Annotated in this window: 19 protein-coding genes; 5 read left to right on the plus strand and 14 right to left on the minus strand. The window is 51.3% G+C overall.

Annotation, left to right across the window (positions count from 1 at the left end; all coding sequences use genetic code 11):
• Window positions 1-133 precede the first annotated feature (133 nt).
• Window positions 134-571 carry a PH domain-containing protein gene (locus EFB08_RS10830; protein WP_123126959.1) on the plus strand — a complete coding sequence of 146 codons (438 nt, stop codon included), beginning with the start codon at window positions 134-136 and terminating at the stop codon, window positions 569-571.
• A 92-nt stretch (window positions 572-663) separates the two neighbouring features.
• Here EFB08_RS10830 and EFB08_RS10835 read toward each other — a convergent pair whose 3' ends face one another.
• The 10 genes from EFB08_RS10835 to EFB08_RS10875 all read right to left on the minus strand — a co-directional run bounded on the left by EFB08_RS10835 (window position 664) and on the right by EFB08_RS10875 (window position 11853).
• Window positions 664-2487, minus strand: a complete 1824-nt coding sequence (locus EFB08_RS10835; RefSeq protein ID WP_123126960.1) for a tetratricopeptide repeat protein — start codon at window positions 2485-2487, stop codon at window positions 664-666.
• A 167-nt stretch (window positions 2488-2654) separates the two neighbouring features.
• A complete protein-coding gene (locus tag EFB08_RS10840) occupies window positions 2655-4760 on the minus strand; it encodes a peptidylprolyl isomerase (protein ID WP_123126961.1) in 2106 nt (701 codons plus the stop codon).
• An 83-nt stretch (window positions 4761-4843) separates the two neighbouring features.
• On the minus strand, window positions 4844-6109 hold the full coding sequence (locus EFB08_RS10845; protein ID WP_123126962.1) for a hemolysin family protein: 1266 nt from the start codon (window positions 6107-6109) through the stop codon (window positions 4844-4846).
• Window positions 6110-6122: 13 nt separating this feature from the next.
• A complete protein-coding gene (locus EFB08_RS23485) occupies window positions 6123-6281 on the minus strand; it encodes a hypothetical protein (RefSeq protein WP_165864862.1) in 159 nt (52 codons plus the stop codon).
• Entirely contained in the window at window positions 6278-6844 is a 567-nt protein-coding gene (gene lptC / locus EFB08_RS10850) for an LPS export ABC transporter periplasmic protein LptC (protein WP_123126963.1), read from the minus strand. The genes EFB08_RS23485 and lptC overlap by 4 nt, the downstream gene beginning before the upstream one ends.
• A gap of 100 nt (window positions 6845-6944) precedes the next feature.
• A complete protein-coding gene (locus tag EFB08_RS10855) occupies window positions 6945-8285 on the minus strand; it encodes a PorV/PorQ family protein (protein ID WP_123126964.1) in 1341 nt (446 codons plus the stop codon).
• On the minus strand, window positions 8278-8994 hold the full coding sequence (locus EFB08_RS10860; RefSeq protein ID WP_123126965.1) for a type III pantothenate kinase: 717 nt from the start codon (window positions 8992-8994) through the stop codon (window positions 8278-8280). Before EFB08_RS10860 ends, EFB08_RS10855 begins: the two co-directional genes overlap by 8 nt.
• A gap of 15 nt (window positions 8995-9009) precedes the next feature.
• Entirely contained in the window at window positions 9010-10836 is a 1827-nt protein-coding gene (locus EFB08_RS10865; RefSeq protein ID WP_123126966.1) for a pseudouridine synthase, read from the minus strand.
• 53 nt (window positions 10837-10889) lie between these two features.
• Window positions 10890-11453 (minus strand): SMC-Scp complex subunit ScpB, encoded by a 564-nt coding sequence (scpB, locus tag EFB08_RS10870; protein WP_123126967.1) that lies wholly within the window; start codon window positions 11451-11453, stop codon window positions 10890-10892.
• Between the two features lie 16 nt (window positions 11454-11469).
• Window positions 11470-11853 carry a TraR/DksA family transcriptional regulator gene (locus tag EFB08_RS10875; protein WP_123126968.1) on the minus strand — a complete coding sequence of 128 codons (384 nt, stop codon included), beginning with the start codon at window positions 11851-11853 and terminating at the stop codon, window positions 11470-11472.
• Window positions 11854-12162: 309 nt separating this feature from the next.
• Between EFB08_RS10875 and EFB08_RS10880 the strand changes: the two genes are divergently transcribed.
• Window positions 12163-12696 carry a DUF3575 domain-containing protein gene (locus EFB08_RS10880; protein WP_123126969.1) on the plus strand — a complete coding sequence of 178 codons (534 nt, stop codon included), beginning with the start codon at window positions 12163-12165 and terminating at the stop codon, window positions 12694-12696.
• A 276-nt stretch (window positions 12697-12972) separates the two neighbouring features.
• On the opposite strand, the gene ribH is transcribed toward EFB08_RS10880, so the two are convergent.
• From ribH to pdhA, 3 genes are all read right to left on the minus strand, one after another.
• Window positions 12973-13455: a 6,7-dimethyl-8-ribityllumazine synthase gene (ribH, locus tag EFB08_RS10885; RefSeq protein WP_123127062.1), complete on the minus strand. Its 483-nt coding sequence runs from the start codon at window positions 13453-13455 to the stop codon at window positions 12973-12975.
• 163 nt (window positions 13456-13618) lie between these two features.
• The gene (locus EFB08_RS10890; protein ID WP_123126970.1) at window positions 13619-14323 is read right to left on the minus strand and encodes a tetratricopeptide repeat protein; all 705 of its coding nucleotides are present in this window, start codon (window positions 14321-14323) and stop codon (window positions 13619-13621) included.
• A 97-nt stretch (window positions 14324-14420) separates the two neighbouring features.
• Window positions 14421-15467 carry a pyruvate dehydrogenase (acetyl-transferring) E1 component subunit alpha gene (gene pdhA / locus EFB08_RS10895; RefSeq protein WP_123126971.1) on the minus strand — a complete coding sequence of 349 codons (1047 nt, stop codon included), beginning with the start codon at window positions 15465-15467 and terminating at the stop codon, window positions 14421-14423.
• A gap of 137 nt (window positions 15468-15604) precedes the next feature.
• On the opposite strand from pdhA, the gene recF reads away from it, so the two are divergent.
• The 3 genes from recF to EFB08_RS10910 all read left to right on the plus strand — a co-directional run bounded on the left by recF (window position 15605) and on the right by EFB08_RS10910 (window position 18055).
• Window positions 15605-16723 (plus strand): DNA replication/repair protein RecF, encoded by a 1119-nt coding sequence (recF, locus tag EFB08_RS10900; RefSeq protein ID WP_123126972.1) that lies wholly within the window; start codon window positions 15605-15607, stop codon window positions 16721-16723.
• Window positions 16724-17042: 319 nt separating this feature from the next.
• Window positions 17043-17369 (plus strand): DUF721 domain-containing protein, encoded by a 327-nt coding sequence (locus EFB08_RS10905; protein ID WP_123126973.1) that lies wholly within the window; start codon window positions 17043-17045, stop codon window positions 17367-17369.
• 110 nt (window positions 17370-17479) lie between these two features.
• Window positions 17480-18055 (plus strand): acyl-CoA thioesterase, encoded by a 576-nt coding sequence (locus EFB08_RS10910; protein ID WP_123127063.1) that lies wholly within the window; start codon window positions 17480-17482, stop codon window positions 18053-18055.
• A 58-nt stretch (window positions 18056-18113) separates the two neighbouring features.
• Here the strand turns inward: EFB08_RS10910 and cls are convergent, their stop codons facing one another.
• Complete coding sequence (gene cls / locus EFB08_RS10915) at window positions 18114-19589, minus strand: cardiolipin synthase (protein ID WP_123126974.1); 1476 nt, start codon at window positions 19587-19589, stop codon at window positions 18114-18116.
• Window positions 19590-19613: the final 24 nt, after the last annotated feature.

The raw sequence follows: 19613 nt of genomic DNA on the forward strand, positions 1-19613 counted from the left end.
CTTTCTGTTCTTGGCTATTTTGTTTATTTTCTTCCGGGACTAAGCTTTAAGCATATTTTAAGGAAAACACGCTTAAAGCCGCTGAACTACAACCAGCACTTTGCTACCTTGGAGGAAACCCACAGATTAGCCCATGGTTTCTCTTACGTTCCGTTCTTCTAAAAGCTGGGTGAGTGCCCTAGGGATTTGGGGCACCATTGCGCTGCTAAGTGCGGTGATGGTTCAGGAACTGCAAAGCAACCTGCCTTTGCCCGGAAAGATTGGCCTGGCCTTGTTTTGCGTGCTGCTCAGCGGTTTGCTGCTCTGGATGTGGTTTGGCACTTACTACCGCACTTGCGGGGAGATGCTGCATTTTAGGTGCGGCCCGCTACACGGCAAGATCCTTATCCAACAGATCAGGGAAATACACCAGAACCAGTCGCCCTGGTCTGGCTTTCGGCCAGCACTGGGGCTGAACGGCCTGATCATTCATTATAACCGCTGGGATACGGTTTATCTCTCCCCCGCTCAGAAACAGGAATTTCTCTGGGAGCTGCAACAGGTGAAGCCTGAGATTGTGGTGAAAAATTAATTTCTTAGTAGCCTGTTTTCTCCTCTTTTAACTGATCCTAGTTTTAAGGCTACTTATCAGAAAAGACCCCCAAAGCACAGCAAAGCCTTCCTTTAGACTTTATCTCCCCTCAATTTCCGGAGGCGTTTGCGGGCTTCGGCTACAAACACGCTGCCGGGGTGTTTCACCAGTAATTGGTTGTAGAGTTCCTGGGCTTTCTCGGGCTGCTTCAGGTTTTCCTCGTTCAGTTTGGCTAGCAGGAACAGGGCATCATCTGAGAGGATGTCGTATTTGGGGTTCTCGATGATGAGTTGCAGGTTTTTAGCGGCCTCTGGAAACTGACCTATCTGTTGCTGCAGCTCGGCTTTCTGAAAATAGATTTCGTCGGTGAGGCTGTGGCCGGGATACTTGGTAATCAGTTTGTCTAGAGCGGCAAGGGCTTCGGGGTATTTGTGCTGGAACACCAGGAAATCAATGGCGGCGTATTCTTTGAGCGCCGCCGCCGAGGTGTCCATGCCGGTGTTGTCAATAATCAGCAGACTCAGGTCCAGGGCATCGTTCGCAATCTCCCGGCTCGTCGCTAGCTTCAGGATGTCCAGGTGGCTTTGGGCCAGTTCAAAATCTCCTTTGTAGTAACTCAAGCGGGCGTTGCGGAGCTTGGCTTCGTAGCCCAGCGGCTGCTCTTTGTGGGTTTTCTCTACCTGGCTGTAGAGAAGCGTGCTCTCCCAGGGCTCTCCGCGCAGCAAATACACATCGGCTAGAATGAGCTTGGCTTCTGCCACTACGTTGGGCTGGGCCCGAGGCATGGCAATCACCTCCTGTAGGTTTTTGATGGCGGTCTCCTGCGCTCCCAGATAAAAGGCCTGTAACTCGCCTAGTTCTTTGATGACCTCGGCGGTGCGGTCAGTGCGCCCGAGTTCCTGCAACAGGGTTTCATATTCCTGGGCCAGCAGCTTGATCTTCTCTTTGTCCAGCGGAAACGTATTCTTCACCTGTTCCTCGCGGGCCTGGATGATGCGCTGCCGCGCGATGGGGTACAACTCACCGGTGCGGTACTGCTCCATCACGTAGGTGTAGCCCTCAATGGCGGTAGCGTAATCTTTGTTGCGCAGGCTGATGTCGGCCATAGAAAGGACGCGGGCACCGCCTCCCTGCGTACGGCGGTCCAGGGCACGGGTCTGCATAAGTGCCGGCCCGAAGTCTTTGCGTTGCAGCAAGGTCCAGATCAACAGTTCCTGAACGGGCGTGGCGTCTGGCTCGGCCTGTACGGCGGTCATGAGGCGCTGCTCCAGCATGTTCAACGATTCTTCGTCGCGCAGGGCATTCTGCAACAGGTTCTGGGCATACGTAAGCGGCACGTTATCACTTTTTACCTGGCGCAGTACTTCCTCAACCAACTGGTCTGTTTTGCGCTGATAGGCATAGAGCTGAAGTAACTGCGCGGCAAAGGTCTTTTCACTTCCGCTTAACTGCCGGGCGCGCAGATAGGCTTGCTCGGCAAAGGGGAACATATCTGCCTGCTGAAACGCAGTGGCCACGCCGTAGACGTTCTCTGGGGTAGTGGTTTGTATTACCTGGGCCCATTTCTTCTCGGCGGCGGCCCCGTTGCCCGAGGCCTGTAGCACCCGTCCTTCGTCAATGGTATAGGCTGGTACATCGGGATATTTCCTCTGGGCACGCTTTACCAGCTTTTCGGCTTCTTTGTAATTGCGCAGAGCCAGCAGGGTCTTCAGGTAATCTGGGTAGACCAGACCAAACTGTACTTCCTGTTCCGCCAGTTGGATGAAAAGGGCTTCGGCTTTGGGGTAATCGCTCTGGCGCAGATACTCCTTGGCCAGGGCCATTTTCTCTGCTGTGCTTTGGGCCCAACCCTGCGGCGCAGAAAAGCCTATACACCCTATCACTAATAGCCAAATCAACAGTAATTTATTCTTCATGATCTCTGTCAGCTAAGCTCTTCTCCCTTAACGTATTCTCTGCCTGTTCAATATACCGTTTTTGCCTCGTTTTTGAAAAACATTCTCTAAACGATGGATCTGCCTGAAACCACAAGAGCCGCGCTGGGTAGCGCGGCTCTTGTGGTATGTCTGTAAAACGCTTGGTCTTAGAAGAACCGAACGCGGTTGTCTTCAATCTTGGCGTTCTTGCGAACAGCTTCATACAGGGCACCTTGCACACGTCCGGCACGGGTTCCTTGCAACTGCTGCTTCACAGAGGCCACATCGGCCACTGGGGTAGCAGGGCTCAGGCTTACCAGTTCAGTGATGACAACACCACCTTCGCCATCAATAGGTGCGGAGCGCTGACCAGGTTTCAGGCCGAAGGTTCTTCCTACTACTACTGGCTCCAGACCCAAGCCTGGGATAGTGGCAGCACCTAAGGTTACATCATTGGCCGGACGAACCAGTGCATCTGGACCATATTTAGCAGCAATTTGCTCTAATGAGCCCGTAGCAGAAGCTAACTTCTCCTTGATTTTCTTGGCTTTCAGTTCATTGCGAACGGCGGCAGTCAATTCATCACGTACATCGGCTACCTTGGCGGTTCCTTTTTCGCGTTTGCCGGTTAACACGGCTACTACGTATTGGTCATCCATGGTGATCACCGGAGATACGGCACCTTCTTTGGTGTCTTCAGAGAAAGCCCAACGTACCAGTTCGCGGGCGTTCTGCAGGTTGTTTATGGAACGATCTGCGGAAGTGATGTTTTTGGCTTCGGCTTTGATTACTCCTTTTTCAGCGGCAACGGCTTTGTTGAAGCTTTCCAGGTCAGAGCTGTTGGCGGCGATGGCTCCGGCGCGGCTGAAAGCGAACTCACGGGAGTTATCGCTTGGCGTCATCGCTCTGGTCACCTGGGCCACCTGATACGTCTTAGTAGTTTTAGGCTCTGTGATTTTCACGATGTGGTAGCCATATTCGGTCTCTACCAGGTTAGGCAACAGACCAACACCCGGAGCGGCGAATACCGCTTTCTCGAATGCTGGCACCATGCGGCCTTCAGTGAACCAACCTAAGTCACCGCCTTGAGAGGCTGTTCCGTCGGTACCGTGCTGGCTTGCCAATTGGGCAAAGTTAGCACCGCCTTTGATCTGGTTTAAGATGCCTTGAGCTTTGGCTTTGGCGGCAGCTTTGCCTTCTGGAGTTGTGTTTTCTGGTTTGATCAGGATGTGGCTGGCGCGTACAGAGGCTTGGCCACCTTCCTTCACGTCTATGATCTTGTACAGGCTGAAAGCACCGTTTTGGGTAAAAGGGCCATAAAGCTTTCCTTTTTCCAGAGCTTGGGTTTTCAGTTCCTCAGGCAATTCGTTGGCGGGCAAGTAAGCCGCGTTGAACGGAGTCTCAGATTCTGCTTTCACAAACAGAGAGTCGTTCTCAGCGGTAGCGAAACGCGAAGCCAATTCAGCAGTCTCAGTGCTGTAAGCAGCGCTATCGTCTTTAGAAGCAGTTACCGGTACGGTTACGTAGGTGATGGAACGGCCTTCTTCTACTTCAAATTTCTTTTTGTTTTTGTTCAGGTATTCGCTCAGTTGGTCATCGGTTACTTTCACCGTTGAATCAGCGATGCTGAAATAAGGAACGAACAAAGACTTGATGGTGGCTTTGGTATTCTGCTCAGCGTTGAAACGCTTGGCTTCCTCAGTGGTCACGTAGTTTGAGAACGTGAACAGGTTGTAATATTTGTTACGAAGACGGTCGGTGGCCAGGTCTTGCTCGTATTTACGCCAGGCGGCTTGTTGCTCCGGAGGCATGCTGCCCAGGTTGCGCAAGGTCTGTTTTACCTGCTCTACGTTGAACTGACCGGTCTGTGGATCGGTGAACATTTGCTTCAGGGCCGGGTGCACGTTGCGTCCCTGCACCATGTCTACCTGCTCATCGGCGGAAATGCCTAAACCTACCTTCTCAAACTCACCTTCAAAGGCATATTTGAATACTAACTGGTTCCAGGTTTGCTCCCGGATTGAAGCCAGTTCAGCTTCAGAAGGCTGGCGGCCGTACTGGTTGGCGTAGTTGTTTTTCGCCTCCTCAAACATGGCTTCAAACTCCTGCACAGACACTTCATGCCCGGCAACTTCCCCTACTGTTGTATTGCTTCCGAACAACCGGGAATTTGGCCCCAGCAGGTCTCCCAACACAATGAAAATGAGCAAGCCAATGGCAATTGCGCCAATGGCGAACCCTGACTTCTCCCGAATCTTGTTAATTAATGCCATGTAAGTATTAGACGTATTTTAAGCGTTATGCAAAATAATCGCAATAAGTGATAAAATCAAAATATAAGTGTCTATAGAGCAGGTTATTCTTCTGGAGAGGCCAACCTTACCGAAAGATGTACCGTATTGATGCGGTGCTCATCCATGGAAAGGATTCTGATCTCAAAGGGCGGAACCACCACCACATCGCCCGCCGTGGGTATTTCCTCCAGTACAGACAAGATAAAACCGCCTAAAGTTTCATAGTCGCCCTCGGGCAGGTTGAGGTTGTATTTATCGTTTAGGTAATCAATCTCCTGCCGGGCGCTGAACAGATAGGAATTTGGTTGGGGCAAAGCTTGCTCCAGGAGATCTTCCTCATCGTACTCATCGTTAATATCGCCCAGTATTTCTTCCATCACGTCTTCCAGGGTCACAATGCCCGAGGTGCCGCCAAACTCATCCAGCACCAACACAATACTGCGGTGCTCGGTGATGAACTTCACGAAAAGCTCACGCGCCAGCATGTTCTCAGGCACGGCTTCCATGGGCGTCAGCATTTCCTCTACCGTAGCCGGATTGTTGAACAGAGAGAATTGGTGGCAGTAGCCCAGAATGTGGTCCAGGGAGTCTTGGTAAATGAGGATTTTGGAGTGGCCTGTGTCAATAAACGCCTGCCGCAAGGCTTCTACCCCATCTTCCAGTTCAATGGCGTCAATCTCGGTACGGGGCACCATGCATTCTCGCACCTTTACATTCTTGAACTCCAGGGCATTGTTGAAGATTTTGCTGTCTACCTCGCTGTTGGGAGTCAACACCAGTTCATCGGGAGTCTGGATCCTGACGGAAAAGGGCTGAAAAGCCAGTGCGTTGGCCATTACCTCGGTCTCGTTTTCGTCTTCTTTTTCAGAAAACAGGCCAAAAATGCCTTGTACCAGAAACGTAAGCGGATAGAAAAGCACAAAGAAGAAAGCGAGCACCGGAGCCACTCCCCTGAACAACCGAATGGGCGAAATCAGGCTGGCCAGCATACCCGTCACCACATACAGCGCGCCGATAAGTAAAAAGGTGGCCAGGCCCGCCAAAAGGCTTGCTATGCCCTCCTGAAGAAAGCGTTGCAGCAGAAAGGAAAGGCTCCCGAAGCCACCCAACCCCTGGAGAATAAGGGCCAGCCCCGTTCCAACGTAGATAGTCAGCAGCGATTGCTTCTCACGCTTCAGTAAAAAGCCTGAAATAGATTGGGGATGCTCTGAAACCTGCAACCGGATGTAGGACCGGCCTATCTGCCGCACGGCCACTTCGGCTAGGCCAAACAGCGAAAAGAGCAGAAATCCTGCCGCGGCAATTATATACAGAATGACAGGGTCCATGCAGCGGGTAAAATTAAGGCTTTGCCTTATTCATACGGAAAAGCATGAGAAAGATGATAGACAGCATGATGATCCAGTAACTTTCCACCACGCCATTCACAATGGATTGATGCACGCCTATCACCAGGAAAGCGACGGCCAGCGCCATGTATATGGTTTGCTTTAAGTTCATTGCTTCAAAACGAAAGAACCGGAGAATTGCTTTAAGGTATAGTCTGAGAAATCTTGTTTGGCGGTAAGGCCCACGCCGGTCACTACTTCCTCGGTACTGGTGATACGCACAAACTTGTCTGTGAAGATAGATTGTTTCTGCCGCTCCCAGAAGAGTTCCTCGGTGTTCAGTTGTTCATTTTTCACTATGTTCTTCACTACCACATCATTGCGGGCCACATATTGGTCCTTGGCTTTGTCATAGCGGCCGTACTTAGCGGTAATAATGGTGGTAGGCTTGTTTTCTTCATAGAAGGTGATGTACATGCCCTTGGTGTAAATGATGTCACCGTTCTGCAGCTGCTGCTCTACCGGGGCGCTCAGCTTCAGTTTCATCTGGGCGGAGTCGCTGTAGATGGTGACCTGGTTGTAGGTTTCGGAGGTTGGCCCATTGTACTGAATGGGTTTGATGTTCTCATCTGCTTTCTGGCAACTCCAGCTAAAACACGCCAAAAATAGCACCCAAAAGAGATGTGGATTCCTCCACCCTTGTTTACGCAGCAGAACTTGAGACAAATTACTCATTCCTTTAAACGGTTCAGATACCAGACCCCAAAAATCAAAGTCTGATTTAGGGACCTGGTATCTGTCTTTCTTTTATCTGTACCGGTAGAAAAGCGGCAGCTTAGTCAAACTTACGTTTTACAAACCACCGGTTGTTGAAGGTCACCCCCAAGTTTACCCTGAAGTACTGTTCTTTAAGCCCTGTGTTTTTGGCTTCCAGTTGACCTACGGTAAAACTGGTATTCAACAGTGCCTGGGTATAGTCTGGCGGACGAACCCCTCTTCCCAGAGGAAGGGAGAAACCCCAAGTAACGGCCATGTCTTTCAGGTCATGGGTAGTGGGTGTGGTATTTCCCGGTGAAATGGCATTGATGTCTGTGCTGCCGAAATAGCCCCCAAACCGATAAGTTACTCTCTTAAGGTAAGAACTCACTGATCCCGCGTCTGGGGTGATCTCCGTCCCGATACCTACCCGGAACCCATCACCTAGTTCCTGGCGGCCGCCTTCTTTTTCTAGGCTGAACCCTCTGAAGGAAGATCCTTTCACCTGGGTGAAATCTGCCCCTACAGACCAGTTCCGGTTATTGTCGAAAGACAGTCCCAACTGTAGCATCTGCGGTACGGTGGTATATCCTTCCAGGCTATCTGTCACCAGGCTGGAGATAACCGATTCATCCAGGAAGCGGCGCTCCTGAGCCACCTGACGGTTTGTGCCGATGTTGGCTTTGGTGGTATAGGTACCCCCGAAACCCAGGCTTGCTTTGTCGCTGATCTTCTTCCGGTAGTGCAGCCCTCCTTTGAACATTAGGCCAGAATACTTGGAAGTGGTATGGATGAGGGTTTTCTGCAGCGCGCTGGTGGAGTCCTCTGAGTCTACCAGAATGGTAGATTCCTGCCGGTCAATAGTCCCAAACAGAAAAGACCCCGAAGCCCCTACCGTTAAGCCGTTGGCAATGCGTACACCATGGGCAAAATAAACCTCGTTGATACCACCGCTACCGGTATACTCGCTATAAGAGGTTACCGTGCTCTCGGCCCCGGTTACGGGAGCAGAGGAGATGGTAGTGTAGTTCACCCGGCTGTAAGGTCTCAACCCCAAGCCAGTCGTCCAACGGCGGGAAATAGGAAGTACCAGGGAAAGATTGCCCAAGTTGGCGGTTCCGTCTACCTGCGAGGTGTTTTTATCTGACAAGCGCTTCAGTTCAGAAGCCACAGTGGCCTCAAACGTCACAGAGTTATTATAGTAAAGCAGCGCCGGGTTGATATCATTGACAAGAGCAGCGCTCCCGTTGGCCACCCCTACCTGCCCCATAGCGGCACTACGGATAGACCCGGTGCCGTGCACCAGGTCACCTACGCCAAAGCGGGAATAAGGAGAGTTGGAGAGCTGTTGCGCCTGTAGTTGCTGTGACCCAATTGCTAAACCAGAGATCAATAACAGTGCGCGGAAAGGCTTATACATTATACTCAAGTATTCGGTTTAACCCGATTAAAACCAATTCGGGAATGACAAAGATGCGTGCTTTTACTGTACTTTCAAAAAACGGGGCGTCACCGCCGCACAGAATAACCGTCAACGGTTTGTATTGACGTTCATAATGTTGAATCATACCCTCTGCCTCAGCCACTGCCCCGTAGAGAATCCCCCCTTTGATCGCCTCGGCGGTGGTTTTGCCGGGCCTGGGCGGTAACTCGTGGCCTTCCAGAAGGGGCAGTTTACCGGTAAAGGTGTGCACCGCCTGGTAGCGCATGGTCACCCCCGGAGAGATGCTTCCGCCCTGGAACATGCCATCGGCTTCCAGCAGGTCATAGGTGATGCAGGTTCCCGCGTCTATGATCAGGCAATGGTGCCCTTTGAACAGGTACTGCGCCCCCACCGCGGCAGCCAGCCGATCAACCCCCAGCGTGTGCGGTGTTCCGTAGTTGTTGTGCACAGGTACCGGAGTTTGGGAATCAAACAAGACCCGCTGCCCCGTTACCGTAATGTGCTGCACCAACTCCGCCGACTCCTGGCTTACCGATGACATGATGGCGTTCTGCAGGGACACTCCTGCCAGTTCTTTCCCCAATGCGGGAAAGTCTGGGCAGGTGAGCTGTTGCACCAAAAGCCCGTCTTTAAAAAGACCGGCCTTGATGCGGGTATTCCCCCGGTCTATCGCCAGATTCAGCATTCTAGGAACGACAGATTACATAAAGTATTTCAGGCGCACGACTTCTTTTTCTGACAGAAAGCGCCAGTTGCCTCTTGGCAGGTCTTTTTTGGTAAGCCCAGCGTACTGCACACGGTCCAGCGTTACTACTTCGTAGCCCAAGTGTTCAAAAATACGGCGCACAATGCGGTTCCGGCCAATGTGGATCTCAATACCCAGGAACTTGTTGCTATCTCCCAGAAGAGCGACATCATCTACTTCGGCTTTGCCATCTTCCAGTTCCAGGCCTTCCTGAATCTGCTTCACATGCTCCTGCGTGATCGGCTTATCCAGTTCAACCTGGTAGATTTTAGACACCTTATTGGAAGGGTGCGTCAATTTTTGGGCCAGTTCACCGTCATTGGTGAACAGCAGCAAACCAGTGGTATTTCTGTCCAGACGGCCCACCGGGAACAACCGCTCTTTGGAGGCATTCTTCACCAGATCCATCACGGTCTTGCGGCCTTCTGGGTCATCGGTGGTGGTTAGGAAGTCTTTTGGTTTGTTCAACAGCACGTACACCGTTTTCTCGCGACTAAGCGTTTTGCGGCCATACTGCACCGTGTCTGAAGGCGCCACTTTGTAGCCCATCTCCGTTACCACCTGTCCGTTTACCTTGATTTCGCCGGCGGCGATGAGTTCGTCGGCTTCGCGGCGTGAGCAGATACCCGCATTGGCGATGTAGCGGTTCAGGCGCAGGTCTTCGGTGCCGTATTCTGGGTTTTTGCGTTTTTGGCGTTCTTCGTAGCGTTTCAGGTTGTAAGCCGGAGCCTCCTGGGTTTCCTCGTCTGAACGGCCAAAGCGGCCTTCTTTGAAGCCTTTGTTGTCTCTTTCAGGGCGGCTGTTGCGGTCTGGGCGGGCAGCACCACGCTCAGGACGGTCATCGCGTCTCTGGAAAGAAGGACGCTCATCCCGGCCGCGGTTTTCACGTGGAGCATTGCGGTCGAACGGACGATCGCCTTCTCTGCGAGCCGGGCGCTCAGAACGATTTTCGTCCCGATTTCCGGAAAACGGCCTGTTTTCGCGCGGAGCATCTCTGCGGCTGTCGTCTGAACGGTTGAAGCCTCTGTCATCCCGGCGCTCACCGCCCCGGTTAAAGCCCCGTTCTTCTCTGTCTCCGCCTCTTTCTCTGCGGTCATCACCACCACGATTGAAGCCGCGGTCGTTGCGGTCAGAGGAGAATCCTCCCTCGCGGCGGTCACCCCCACGTGCTCCGCGGTTGTCTTCTCTACCACCGCCAAAAGACGGACGGCCACCTTCGCGACGGTCACCGCCACGCTCGTCACGGTTCCCGAAAGAACGGCGCTCGCCGCCTCTTTCCTCACCGCCCCGAGCCGGGCCTCTGCCACCTTCACGGCGGTCCTGGAAAGAACCACCGCCTCGGCTGTCTCTGCCTTCAGAACGGTTGAAGCCGCCTTCTCTGGCTGGTCTGCTGCGGTCTGAGCGGTCATTTTCGCCACGAGGTCTCTCGTCACGACGGTCGTTGTTGCCACGGTCTGGTCTTTCAAAGCCACGGGCCGGCCGGAAATCGCCGCCACGGCGGTCATTCTCTCTTCTTGGTGCGCGTTCTCTGTCCTCGCGGCGGGTGTTGATGTCTCCGTCACGGTCATCTTCGCGGCGGGGTCTTTCTGAGCGGTCGCGGTCTGACGAAGGTCTATCTGAATTGTCTGAATCTCTGTTTCTGTTGCGGAAGCCTCCTTCGCGGTCGCCGGGTGCCGGACGGTCAAAGCGGGTGCCTCTGCCAAATACTTTTCTTTCGCCGCCGCGGGAATTATCCCGTGCGCGGTCGTTGCCTTCTTGAGGCGTGTCTTCGTTTCTAGCCATGTTGTTGTGAAAAACTGCAGTATCGCTACTGTATCAAAAGATGTGATTCTGGATTATAGGTCAGCGGTTTCGCCGATGGTGTTCTCTTCCGGGGCCAGGTCTCTGAGCTGCGGAAGGTCTTTGAGGTGGTTGATGCCGAAATATTCCATGAACTTCTGGCTGGTGCCAAACAGCACCGGGCGGCCAATGGTGTTGGCTTTGCCCTTGATTTCCAACAAGCCTTTCTCTAAAAGCCGCTGGATGGCGTAGTCACAGCTAACGCCTCTGATCTGCTCTATCTGTGAGCGGGTAATGGGTTGTTTGTAGGCGATAATCGCCAAGGTCTCCAGAGCCGAAGCAGAGAGCTTCTTCTTGGATTTATGCTTCAATAAAATACTGACTGAGTCTTGGTAAGCAGGTTTGGTGAGGAACTGGTATCCCCCGCCAATGGCATAGATCTGAAAAGCGAAGGCATCGGTAGAGAATTGAGCATTCAACTGCTCAATTCCCTCCAATACATCACTTACGCTCACCTCGGTGACCAGCGCCTCAGAAAGGCATTTCTGCAATTCCTCAATTGACACCGGCGAAGTGGCGCAAAAAATAAGCGCCTGAAGATGATTCAGTAACAGGTTCAAATTGTATTCGGTTTTGTTAGTCGTTGCGGCTCATCTTGGCCTCAATGGTGTGCTGCGTATGCGGCACCGCCTTCAAACGCTCCTTCGGGATCAGTTTACCAGACTTGATGCACACGCCGTAACTTCCGTTTTTGATGCGGATGAGGGCGTTCTCCAACTGCTGGATAAACTTCAACTGACGCGAGGCCAATTGGTTCAAGCTTTCTTTCTCCTGAGTATCTGCTCCATCTTCCAGCACTTTAGAAGTTGAGGCAGTATTGTCAGTTCCGGAGTCATTACGACGGCTCAAGGTTTCTTTTATAAAGCCAACCTCTTTGCGGGCGTTATTTAGCTTCTCAATGATGATTTCCTGAAATTCGTTCAATTCCTCTTGGGAATACCGCTGTTTTTCTTCACTCATGGCTTTAGGGTTCGTAACGGTTAGGCTATAGTTTGTTAGTATTTAATCTTAGACAGTCTTCTTTTCTGAAAGTTTATTCTGCGTAAAAATACGCAGAATTTATACGTTCCTCCGATTTATAAAAGAACTGCCTAATTATTTTTTGCGCAAAAATACAGTTAATATTTTGTAAATCTAAACTGAAGATCAAAATCGTAGCCAAATTTTACAATTTCACCCCGTTTAGAAGCTATTTTACTTTTCTCCAACCCTCTATTTAAAGCTGGCATCATTTCTGACTAGGGCTTCTAAACCTTAACTTTTGCCTTTATGAAGAAGCTCTTCGTGGTGTTCTCCTTATTCTTTTTGATCTCAGTTCCTCAGATGTTGCAGGCCCAGCACGTTACCCTAAAGGCCAACGTGTTCAGCCCGATAGTGAAAACCGGTTCCTTTTTTGGCGAGTTTGCCTTTTCTCCGCAGATGAGCGCCCAGATCGGGTATTTCAAAAGCGGCATGAAAGTGAAGGACACCAAGTTTGACGGATACGGAATCACACCAGAAGTTCGGTATTTTTTTATGGGAAACGCCCCGTCTGGGTTCTACGGTGCCGGTTACCTGCGCTACCAGGACTTTGACCTCACCCGCGAAGATACCGAAGCAAAAGGCACTCTCACCTCCTTTGGAGGCGGGGCTTTGGTAGGGTATCAGCTTATCATCAGCAAGCATTTTGTCCTAGATGCTTTTGCCGGGCCAGGCTTCAATGCTGCCACCGTGAAAGGCGGAGGTGGAGAAAAGGATTTTGATCTGGGCACCTTCGGTGGATTTAGCCCGAGGGCTGGTTTGTCGGTTGGCTTGGCGTTCTAAGCTTTTCTTTCTTGCAGGGCATTCCAATTCTAACCTCTCTTTTAGGCCTTCTTTTTAGAAAACAGGCCTAAAATGTCTTGGATTTCAAGCAAAGAACTTCTCAAAAATTCATCAGCAGAAAGGGCCACCCGTTACTGGGGTGGCCCTTTCTGCTGATGAAGCTGAAGACTTATACTTCTAAAGGAGGTCTTTGATTTTTATTTCAAGTTCATCTTTGTAGCGAATAAGCAATTCGTCTCCGCAGCACAAGATTTGTTTCTAGCGGAAAGATGGCGTTTAATTCACCCAATTAAGCATCTGGATGGCGGTGGCAGCAGCTTCTACGCCTTTGTTGCCGTGTTTGCCTCCGGCGCGGTCCCAGGCCTGTTGCTCATCATTGGTGGTCACCAACCCGAAGATCACGGGTTTGTTGAATTTGAGACCTACTTGGGTGAGTCCCTGCGCGACAGCGTGGCAGATATAGTCATCATGTTTGGTTTCGCCTTTGATTACTACGCCTAAGGCGATCACCGCGTCTATCTCGTTGCTCTGGGCCAGGAACTGTGCGCCCAGCGTTAATTCGAAACTGCCGGGTACGGTGTTGCGGTGGATGTTCTCGGGTTTGGCCCCGTGTTGCAGCAGCGTTTCATAGGCACCTTTGCATAGGGTATCGGTGATTTCTTTGTTCCATTCTGCCACTACCAGGCCAAACTTCTTGCCGGAGATATCCGGGAGGTTATCGGAGTTATAGGAACTGAGGTTTTTAAGGGCGCTTGCCATCTTTTCAGGGAGTTTATAGGTGGGGTTGAGCGTACGGGTTTTCGGCTGATTTTGCGGAAAACTGCCCGGAAACGGTTGTACGCAAAATTGCATAAAAAAACAGAGCGGCTGCCGAATTTTATTTCCGGCAGGCCGCTCTGTTTTTGTTTAGCTCTAATGAGCCTTATTTCTTGGCTAATCCTTCGGCACGGGCTTTGTATTTTTTGGCCTCGTTTACCTCTGGACTTAATGGGTAGTCATTGATCACGCGGTCATACACTTCTATCGCTTCTGAGTACTGGTTAGCCGACTCATGGGCCACAGCAGCCTTCATCAGGTATTGCGGTGAGAAGTAATCGTTGGCTTTGTGCTCAGCGGCTTTCTTGTAAAGGGCAGCGGCTTCTTCTTTTTTACCTAACTCCAAATTAGCATCGCCTTGCAGACTGTAGGCACGGGCCTGAAGCAGAAGGTCATCAGATTTGAATTCCTCCAGATAGTTCAGGGCTTCCTGGTATTTGCCTTGCTTTAGAGAAACAACACCCGCGTAGAAGTTGGCCAGTTTACCGGCTTTGGTGCTGCCGTACTCATCGGCTACCGCTTTGAAACCATCATTTTGGCCATCGCCGTTCAGGGCTTTGTTCAGGGAATCAGCTTCTAAGTAATATTCGGCCTGGAACATGGCAGCCAGCGCTTCCTGGTTTTTCGTCTGCTGGTTCTGGTAATACAGGAACCCTCCTACTACGGCGGCAGCAATGGCTACAAAAATCCCGATGAACAGGTTTTTGTGGCGCTCCACAAAACTCTCCGACTTCAACAGCCGGTCAGCCAGCGCATCCGGGTTTTCTAATAGCTCGAATTCGCCTTCGCGCTTGATTGTGTTATTTGACATCAGTAATTATAAAAAAAGGATTTAGATGCTGTTCTCAGAAAAAGCCTTGCCCGTTGAACCCCAAATTGTTACCTCAGGTTCCCACGGCCGCGGTTTTTTAGTCCATCACGTAAGGATAGTCTTTCTCTACGTAGATATCGGTGTACAATTCCTCTGGGGCTGGGTAAGGAGACTTCTCGGCGAACTCCACAGACTCTTGAACCTGGGCCTTCACTTTGTTGTCGATCTCCTCTAACTCCTGCTCTGTGGCGAATTTGTTTTCCAGGATGGTAAAACGCACGCTCTCAATTGGGTCTTGGTTGCGGTAGCTTTCCAGTTCTTCTTTGGTGCGGTACTTAGCCGGGTCAGACATAGAGTGGCCTTTGTAGCGGTAAGTGCGGAACTCCAGGAAGGTAGGGCCTTCACCAGCGCGGGCACGCTCAGCGGCACGGGATACAGCGTCGTGCACATCTTCGCAACGCATGGCGTTCACGGCTTCAGAAGGCATGTCATAAGACAAACCAAGTTTGTACAGCTCAGTTACGTTTGAGGTACGCTGCACGGAGGTACCCATGGCGTAGCCGTTGTTTTCTACCACAAAGATCACGGGCAGTTTCCACAGCATGGCCATGTTGAAGGCCTCGTGCAGGGCACCCTGGCGAACGGCTCCGTCACCCATGTAAGTAATGGCCACGTTACCGGTTTTGTTGTATTTCTCAGCGAAGGCCAGACCAGCGCCAAGCGGAACCTGCGCGCCTACAATGCCGTGACCTCCTACGAAATTCACTTCTTTATCGAAAATGTGCATGGAACCGCCTTTGCCTTTAGAGCAACCGGTGGCTTTGGCGTACAGCTCGGCCATTACGGCGTTTGGCGAGGTGCCTAACCCTAGCGGGTGGGCGTGGTCGCGGTACGCGGTAATCCATTTATCGTCTTTGGTGAGGGCGGTGATGGCACCGGCCGCACAGGCTTCCTGCCCAATGTAAAGGTGACAGAAACCTTTGATTTTCTGCTGGCCGTATAACTGACCGGCTTTCTCCTCAAATTTGCGCATGAGCTGCATCATCTCATACCAGCGCATGTAGGTCTCTTTTGAAAATGCTGGGGCAGCGTTTACCTTTGCCTTTTTCGCATCATTCGCTTTCGCTGCTTTCGTCTCTGCCATACTGTATGTGTATTCGTAAGGGTTAAGTCAAAAATTCAGAGCTTGGCAACCGGCTTTTTCAGAGTAGATTTAGCCCGGGCTCAGTTCTGTAAGATATTATATCATGCGAAATTAAGTAAAAATCTGTAAACAAGTTCATGCTCCTCGAAAATCTACACGTACTGCACTTCAAGAATTACGAGGAAGCCACCCTGCCTTTTTCTTCGCACATCAACTGTTTCATTGGTGACAATGGCAGCGGCAAAACCAACCTGCTGGATGCCATCCATTATCTCTCGCTTACCAAAAGTGCTTTTACCTCCTCAGACCTGCAGAACATCAAAGAGGGCGAAGACTATTTCATTGTACGAGGCCGGTTTAAAACCGAAGAGAAAATAAGCGCTGTTCAGTGTTATTTAAAGACGGGTCAGAAAAAGATTATCACCTTAAACAAAGCCCCTTACGACCGCGTGAGCGAGCACGTGGGTAAGTTTCCGGTAGTGTTGATCTCGCCGTATGACACGGATCTGATCAGGGAAGGAAGCGAGGAGCGCCGCAAGTTCTTTGATAGCCTCATGGCCCAACTGGACCACTCCTACCTTGATTTGCTCATTCAATACACCTATATTCTCAAGCAGCGCAACTCGCTTCTGAAGCAGTTTTACGAGAAAAGCTACGTTGACAAAGAGTACCTGCAGATCCTGGACGAGCAAATCATGCCCTTGGGAACAGAGTTGAGCATTCGGCGGGCCGCCTTCCTGGAGACCTTTGAACCTGTTTTCCAGCGCCATTACCGCCACCTCTCAGACTCCCATGAAGTGGTGACGCTGAGTTACCAGAGCCAATTGATCCGGCAGAACTACGCCTACCTGCTTGACCAGAGCCAGCGCAAAGACCTGCTCCTGCAACGCACCACCGTGGGCCCGCACAAAGACGATTTCGTGTTCCTGATGGACGGCAAGAGCGTGAAGAACTTCGGGTCACAGGGACAGCAGAAAAGTTATGTCATCGCGCTCAAGCTGGCGCAGTTTGAGGTGCTTTCTTCAAAAAACGGCCAAAAACCGCTTCTGCTCCTGGATGATATCTTTGACCGCCTGGACGAGAAACGCATCACCCAGCTCATGCAACTGGTGGCTAATAACACCTTCGGCCAGATCTTCCTCACCGACACCCACCTAGAACGCACCGACAAAATCCTGCAACCCTTGTCTAATAACATCCGCCGGTTCAGAATCTCTGAAGGCACTGCCGTGACGATTGAAGAAGACGAAGAATAGTTAATTAGTTGTCAGTTTTTTGTGCCGCTGGCGTCAGCGAAGGCATTAGTAAAGGCTAAGGATTTCACTGATGCTCTACCAAAAAACCTTAGCGATCCACTTAAAAAAATTTTCTACATCACCGTAAAAAGAAGAGAAGTCTCGTATGAAGGAAAAATGTTTTAAGCTCGTTTTCTGATAATCAGGCTAAAAGCAAAGGTGCATAACTGCGTACCTTAATGGGGATAACCGAGTGGGTAAATTCATCTGCCCGAAACCTCACTAACCCGTGTACAATTGCAGTACCTTAGCGCCGTAGCATCACCTAAAAGAGCCTCCTATGTCCCTGCGTCCGCTTAATCCCAGAAGTCCGTTCATGCGCAAAGCCGATACTATCTCCCTGAAAGACAGTATTGATGCCATGCTCAAAGCCTATAAACTGAACGGAAAACTGAGCGAGGTGCAGTTGGTGAGCTCCTGGGAAAAGATCATGGGCAAGGCCATCTCCATGAAAACGCAGGAGGTGTTTGTACGCAACCGCAAACTGTACGTGCGTCTTACCTCGGCCCCGCTTAAACACGAGTTAAACATGGCCAAAGGAAAAGTCATGACCTTGATCAATCTGGAAATGGGCGAACAGGTAGTAGACGACGTTATCTTCCTGTAAGGTCCTTTCTATTCACGTAGGCAAAGTATCGGCAGAACACGTTGCCTTCTGAGTTTGCCCCGGGTTCTCCTGTTTTCGGCACTTTTTCTGAAAACTGCGTAAAAACGGCCATGCAGCTACCCAGACTTGAGCCCGATTTATTCCGCCCGGTTTCCTATTCCCGCACCACGCTCACCGAGCTGATGATTCCTAGTTACGCCAACTTCGGGGGGAAAATCCACGGGGGAATTCTGCTTTCGCTCATGGACAAGGTGGCGTATGCCTGCGCGGCCAAGCACGCGGGAAATTATTGCGTGACAGTGACGGTAGACGGGGTGAATTTCCTTCAGCCAGTGGAAGTAGGCGAGTTGGTGAGTTTGCTGGCATCGGTGAACTACGTGGGTAAAACCTCGCTGCTGGTAGGCATCAAGGTCATCGCGGAGAATGTGAAATCCGGGATTGTAAAGCATACCAACACTTCCTACCTCACCATGGTGGCCAAGGGCGAAGACGACAAACCCGCCAAAGTACCTGGCTTGTTACTGGAAACCCCTGATGACGCCCGTCGCTTTATTGAAGCCATCCAACGGAAGCAAATCAAAACCCGTTCTGAGCAGGAGTTCAAAGAGATTACCACCAATCTGGAGCTTCGGGAGAACATCTCCGCTTTGATGGGGCAACGGTGTCAGTTAGGCTTTGACTTATAAGTCATTTTAGGACCATTTTCAGAAAACCAGGTCCTAAACGTTTCTATCCTCTTCCCTTTTAAAGCAGCGGAGACAGCAGCCGCGCCAGTTTCTCGAAGAACTGTTTCACGTGGGAGCGTTGCCGCCAAACCTCCAGGTTGATTTTATCAGCGTGCCTGAGGTCTTGGTAAAACATTTCCCGCAGTTGTTGTGAGGTATCAGTGTCGTAGACCACGGCGTTCACCTCAAAATTCAGCTCGAAGCTGCGGTTGTCCATGTTGGCAGTGCCCACCATGCTCACAGCCCCGTCAATGACCATGGTCTTGGCATGGATAAACCCTTTTTGGTACAAGTAAATCTCTACCCCGGCATGGAGCATATCGTCATAATACGACCAGGCAGCGGCGTTCACCAGCGCCGAGTCTGTGATGCCCGGCACCAGCAGTTTCACCTTGACTCCGCCTAAAGCTGCCACCGTAAGCGCCTGCAGAATGCTTTCGCCAGGAATAAAGTAAGGCGTGGTGATGAGCACTTCTTCCTGCGCCAGGTAAATGGCCTGCAACATAGAAAAAAGGATGGTGGGCATGGGGGAATCTGGTCCGCTGGCGGCAATTTGCACCGGCGTGTGGGCCTGCGGCTGCGGCGGGGCCACAAAGTACCGATGGTGCGGGGGCAGCAGTTTCCCCGAGGCGAAGTTCCAGTCACAGAAGAACAGGTACTGCAGGTAGTAAATGCCGGGGCCGTCAATGCGCAGGTGGGTATCACGCCAGTAGAGGCTCCGGTTTTCGCCTTGGGGTTGGTTTATGTAACGGTCGGCTATGTTCAACCCGCCTACAAAGGCTGTTTGGGTGTCAATGATGATGATCTTGCGGTGATTCCGGTAGTTCAGGCGGTTGGCTAGCAGCAGGAAATGCACCTTATGGAAAGGATACGCCTCCACCCCGGCAGCCCGTAGTTCGGCGGCAAATCCGCGCCGGATAGATCGGCTCCCGTAATCGTCATAAATGAAACGTACCTCCACCCCGGTCCGGGCTTTCTGGATGAGGATGTCTTTGATCTGGTTCCCGATGGTATCGTTCTCAATGATGTAGTATTCCAGATGGATGTAGTGCCGGGCCTCACGGAGTGCCTGCAACACCTCTGGAAACTTCTCCTCGCCGTTTCGCAGCAGCTTCACCCGATTGCCACCGGTTAACGGACTCAGCCCGTCGTTGAGCAGCAGGTTCACCAGTTCTCTGTATCCCTGCACTGTGTCATTGCTGGCTGCTAAAGTTTGCGCCGAGTACGTCTGCACGCGCTCTTCCAGTTCCTGCAGAAAAATCTCGTCTTCTACCAGTTTCTTGGTGTAGATCTTCCGCTTTTTGTAATTGATCCCGAAGGAGAAGTAAATGAGGATGCCCACAAATGGCACAAAGATGGCCAGCAGCAGGTACGCCAGCGTTTTAGACGTGGAACCGGTGTCATAGATGATGCGCAGGCACACCAGAACCAGCACCGTAAAATACACGATGTTCCAGATCAGCAGCCAGTCTACGCTATGGAGCAGGTAGGTCACTTTTGATAGTATTTGATTATTGTT

The sequence above is a fragment of the Rufibacter latericius genome (genome assembly GCF_003721515.1).
Lineage (GTDB): Bacteria > Bacteroidota > Bacteroidia > Cytophagales > Hymenobacteraceae > Nibribacter > Nibribacter latericius.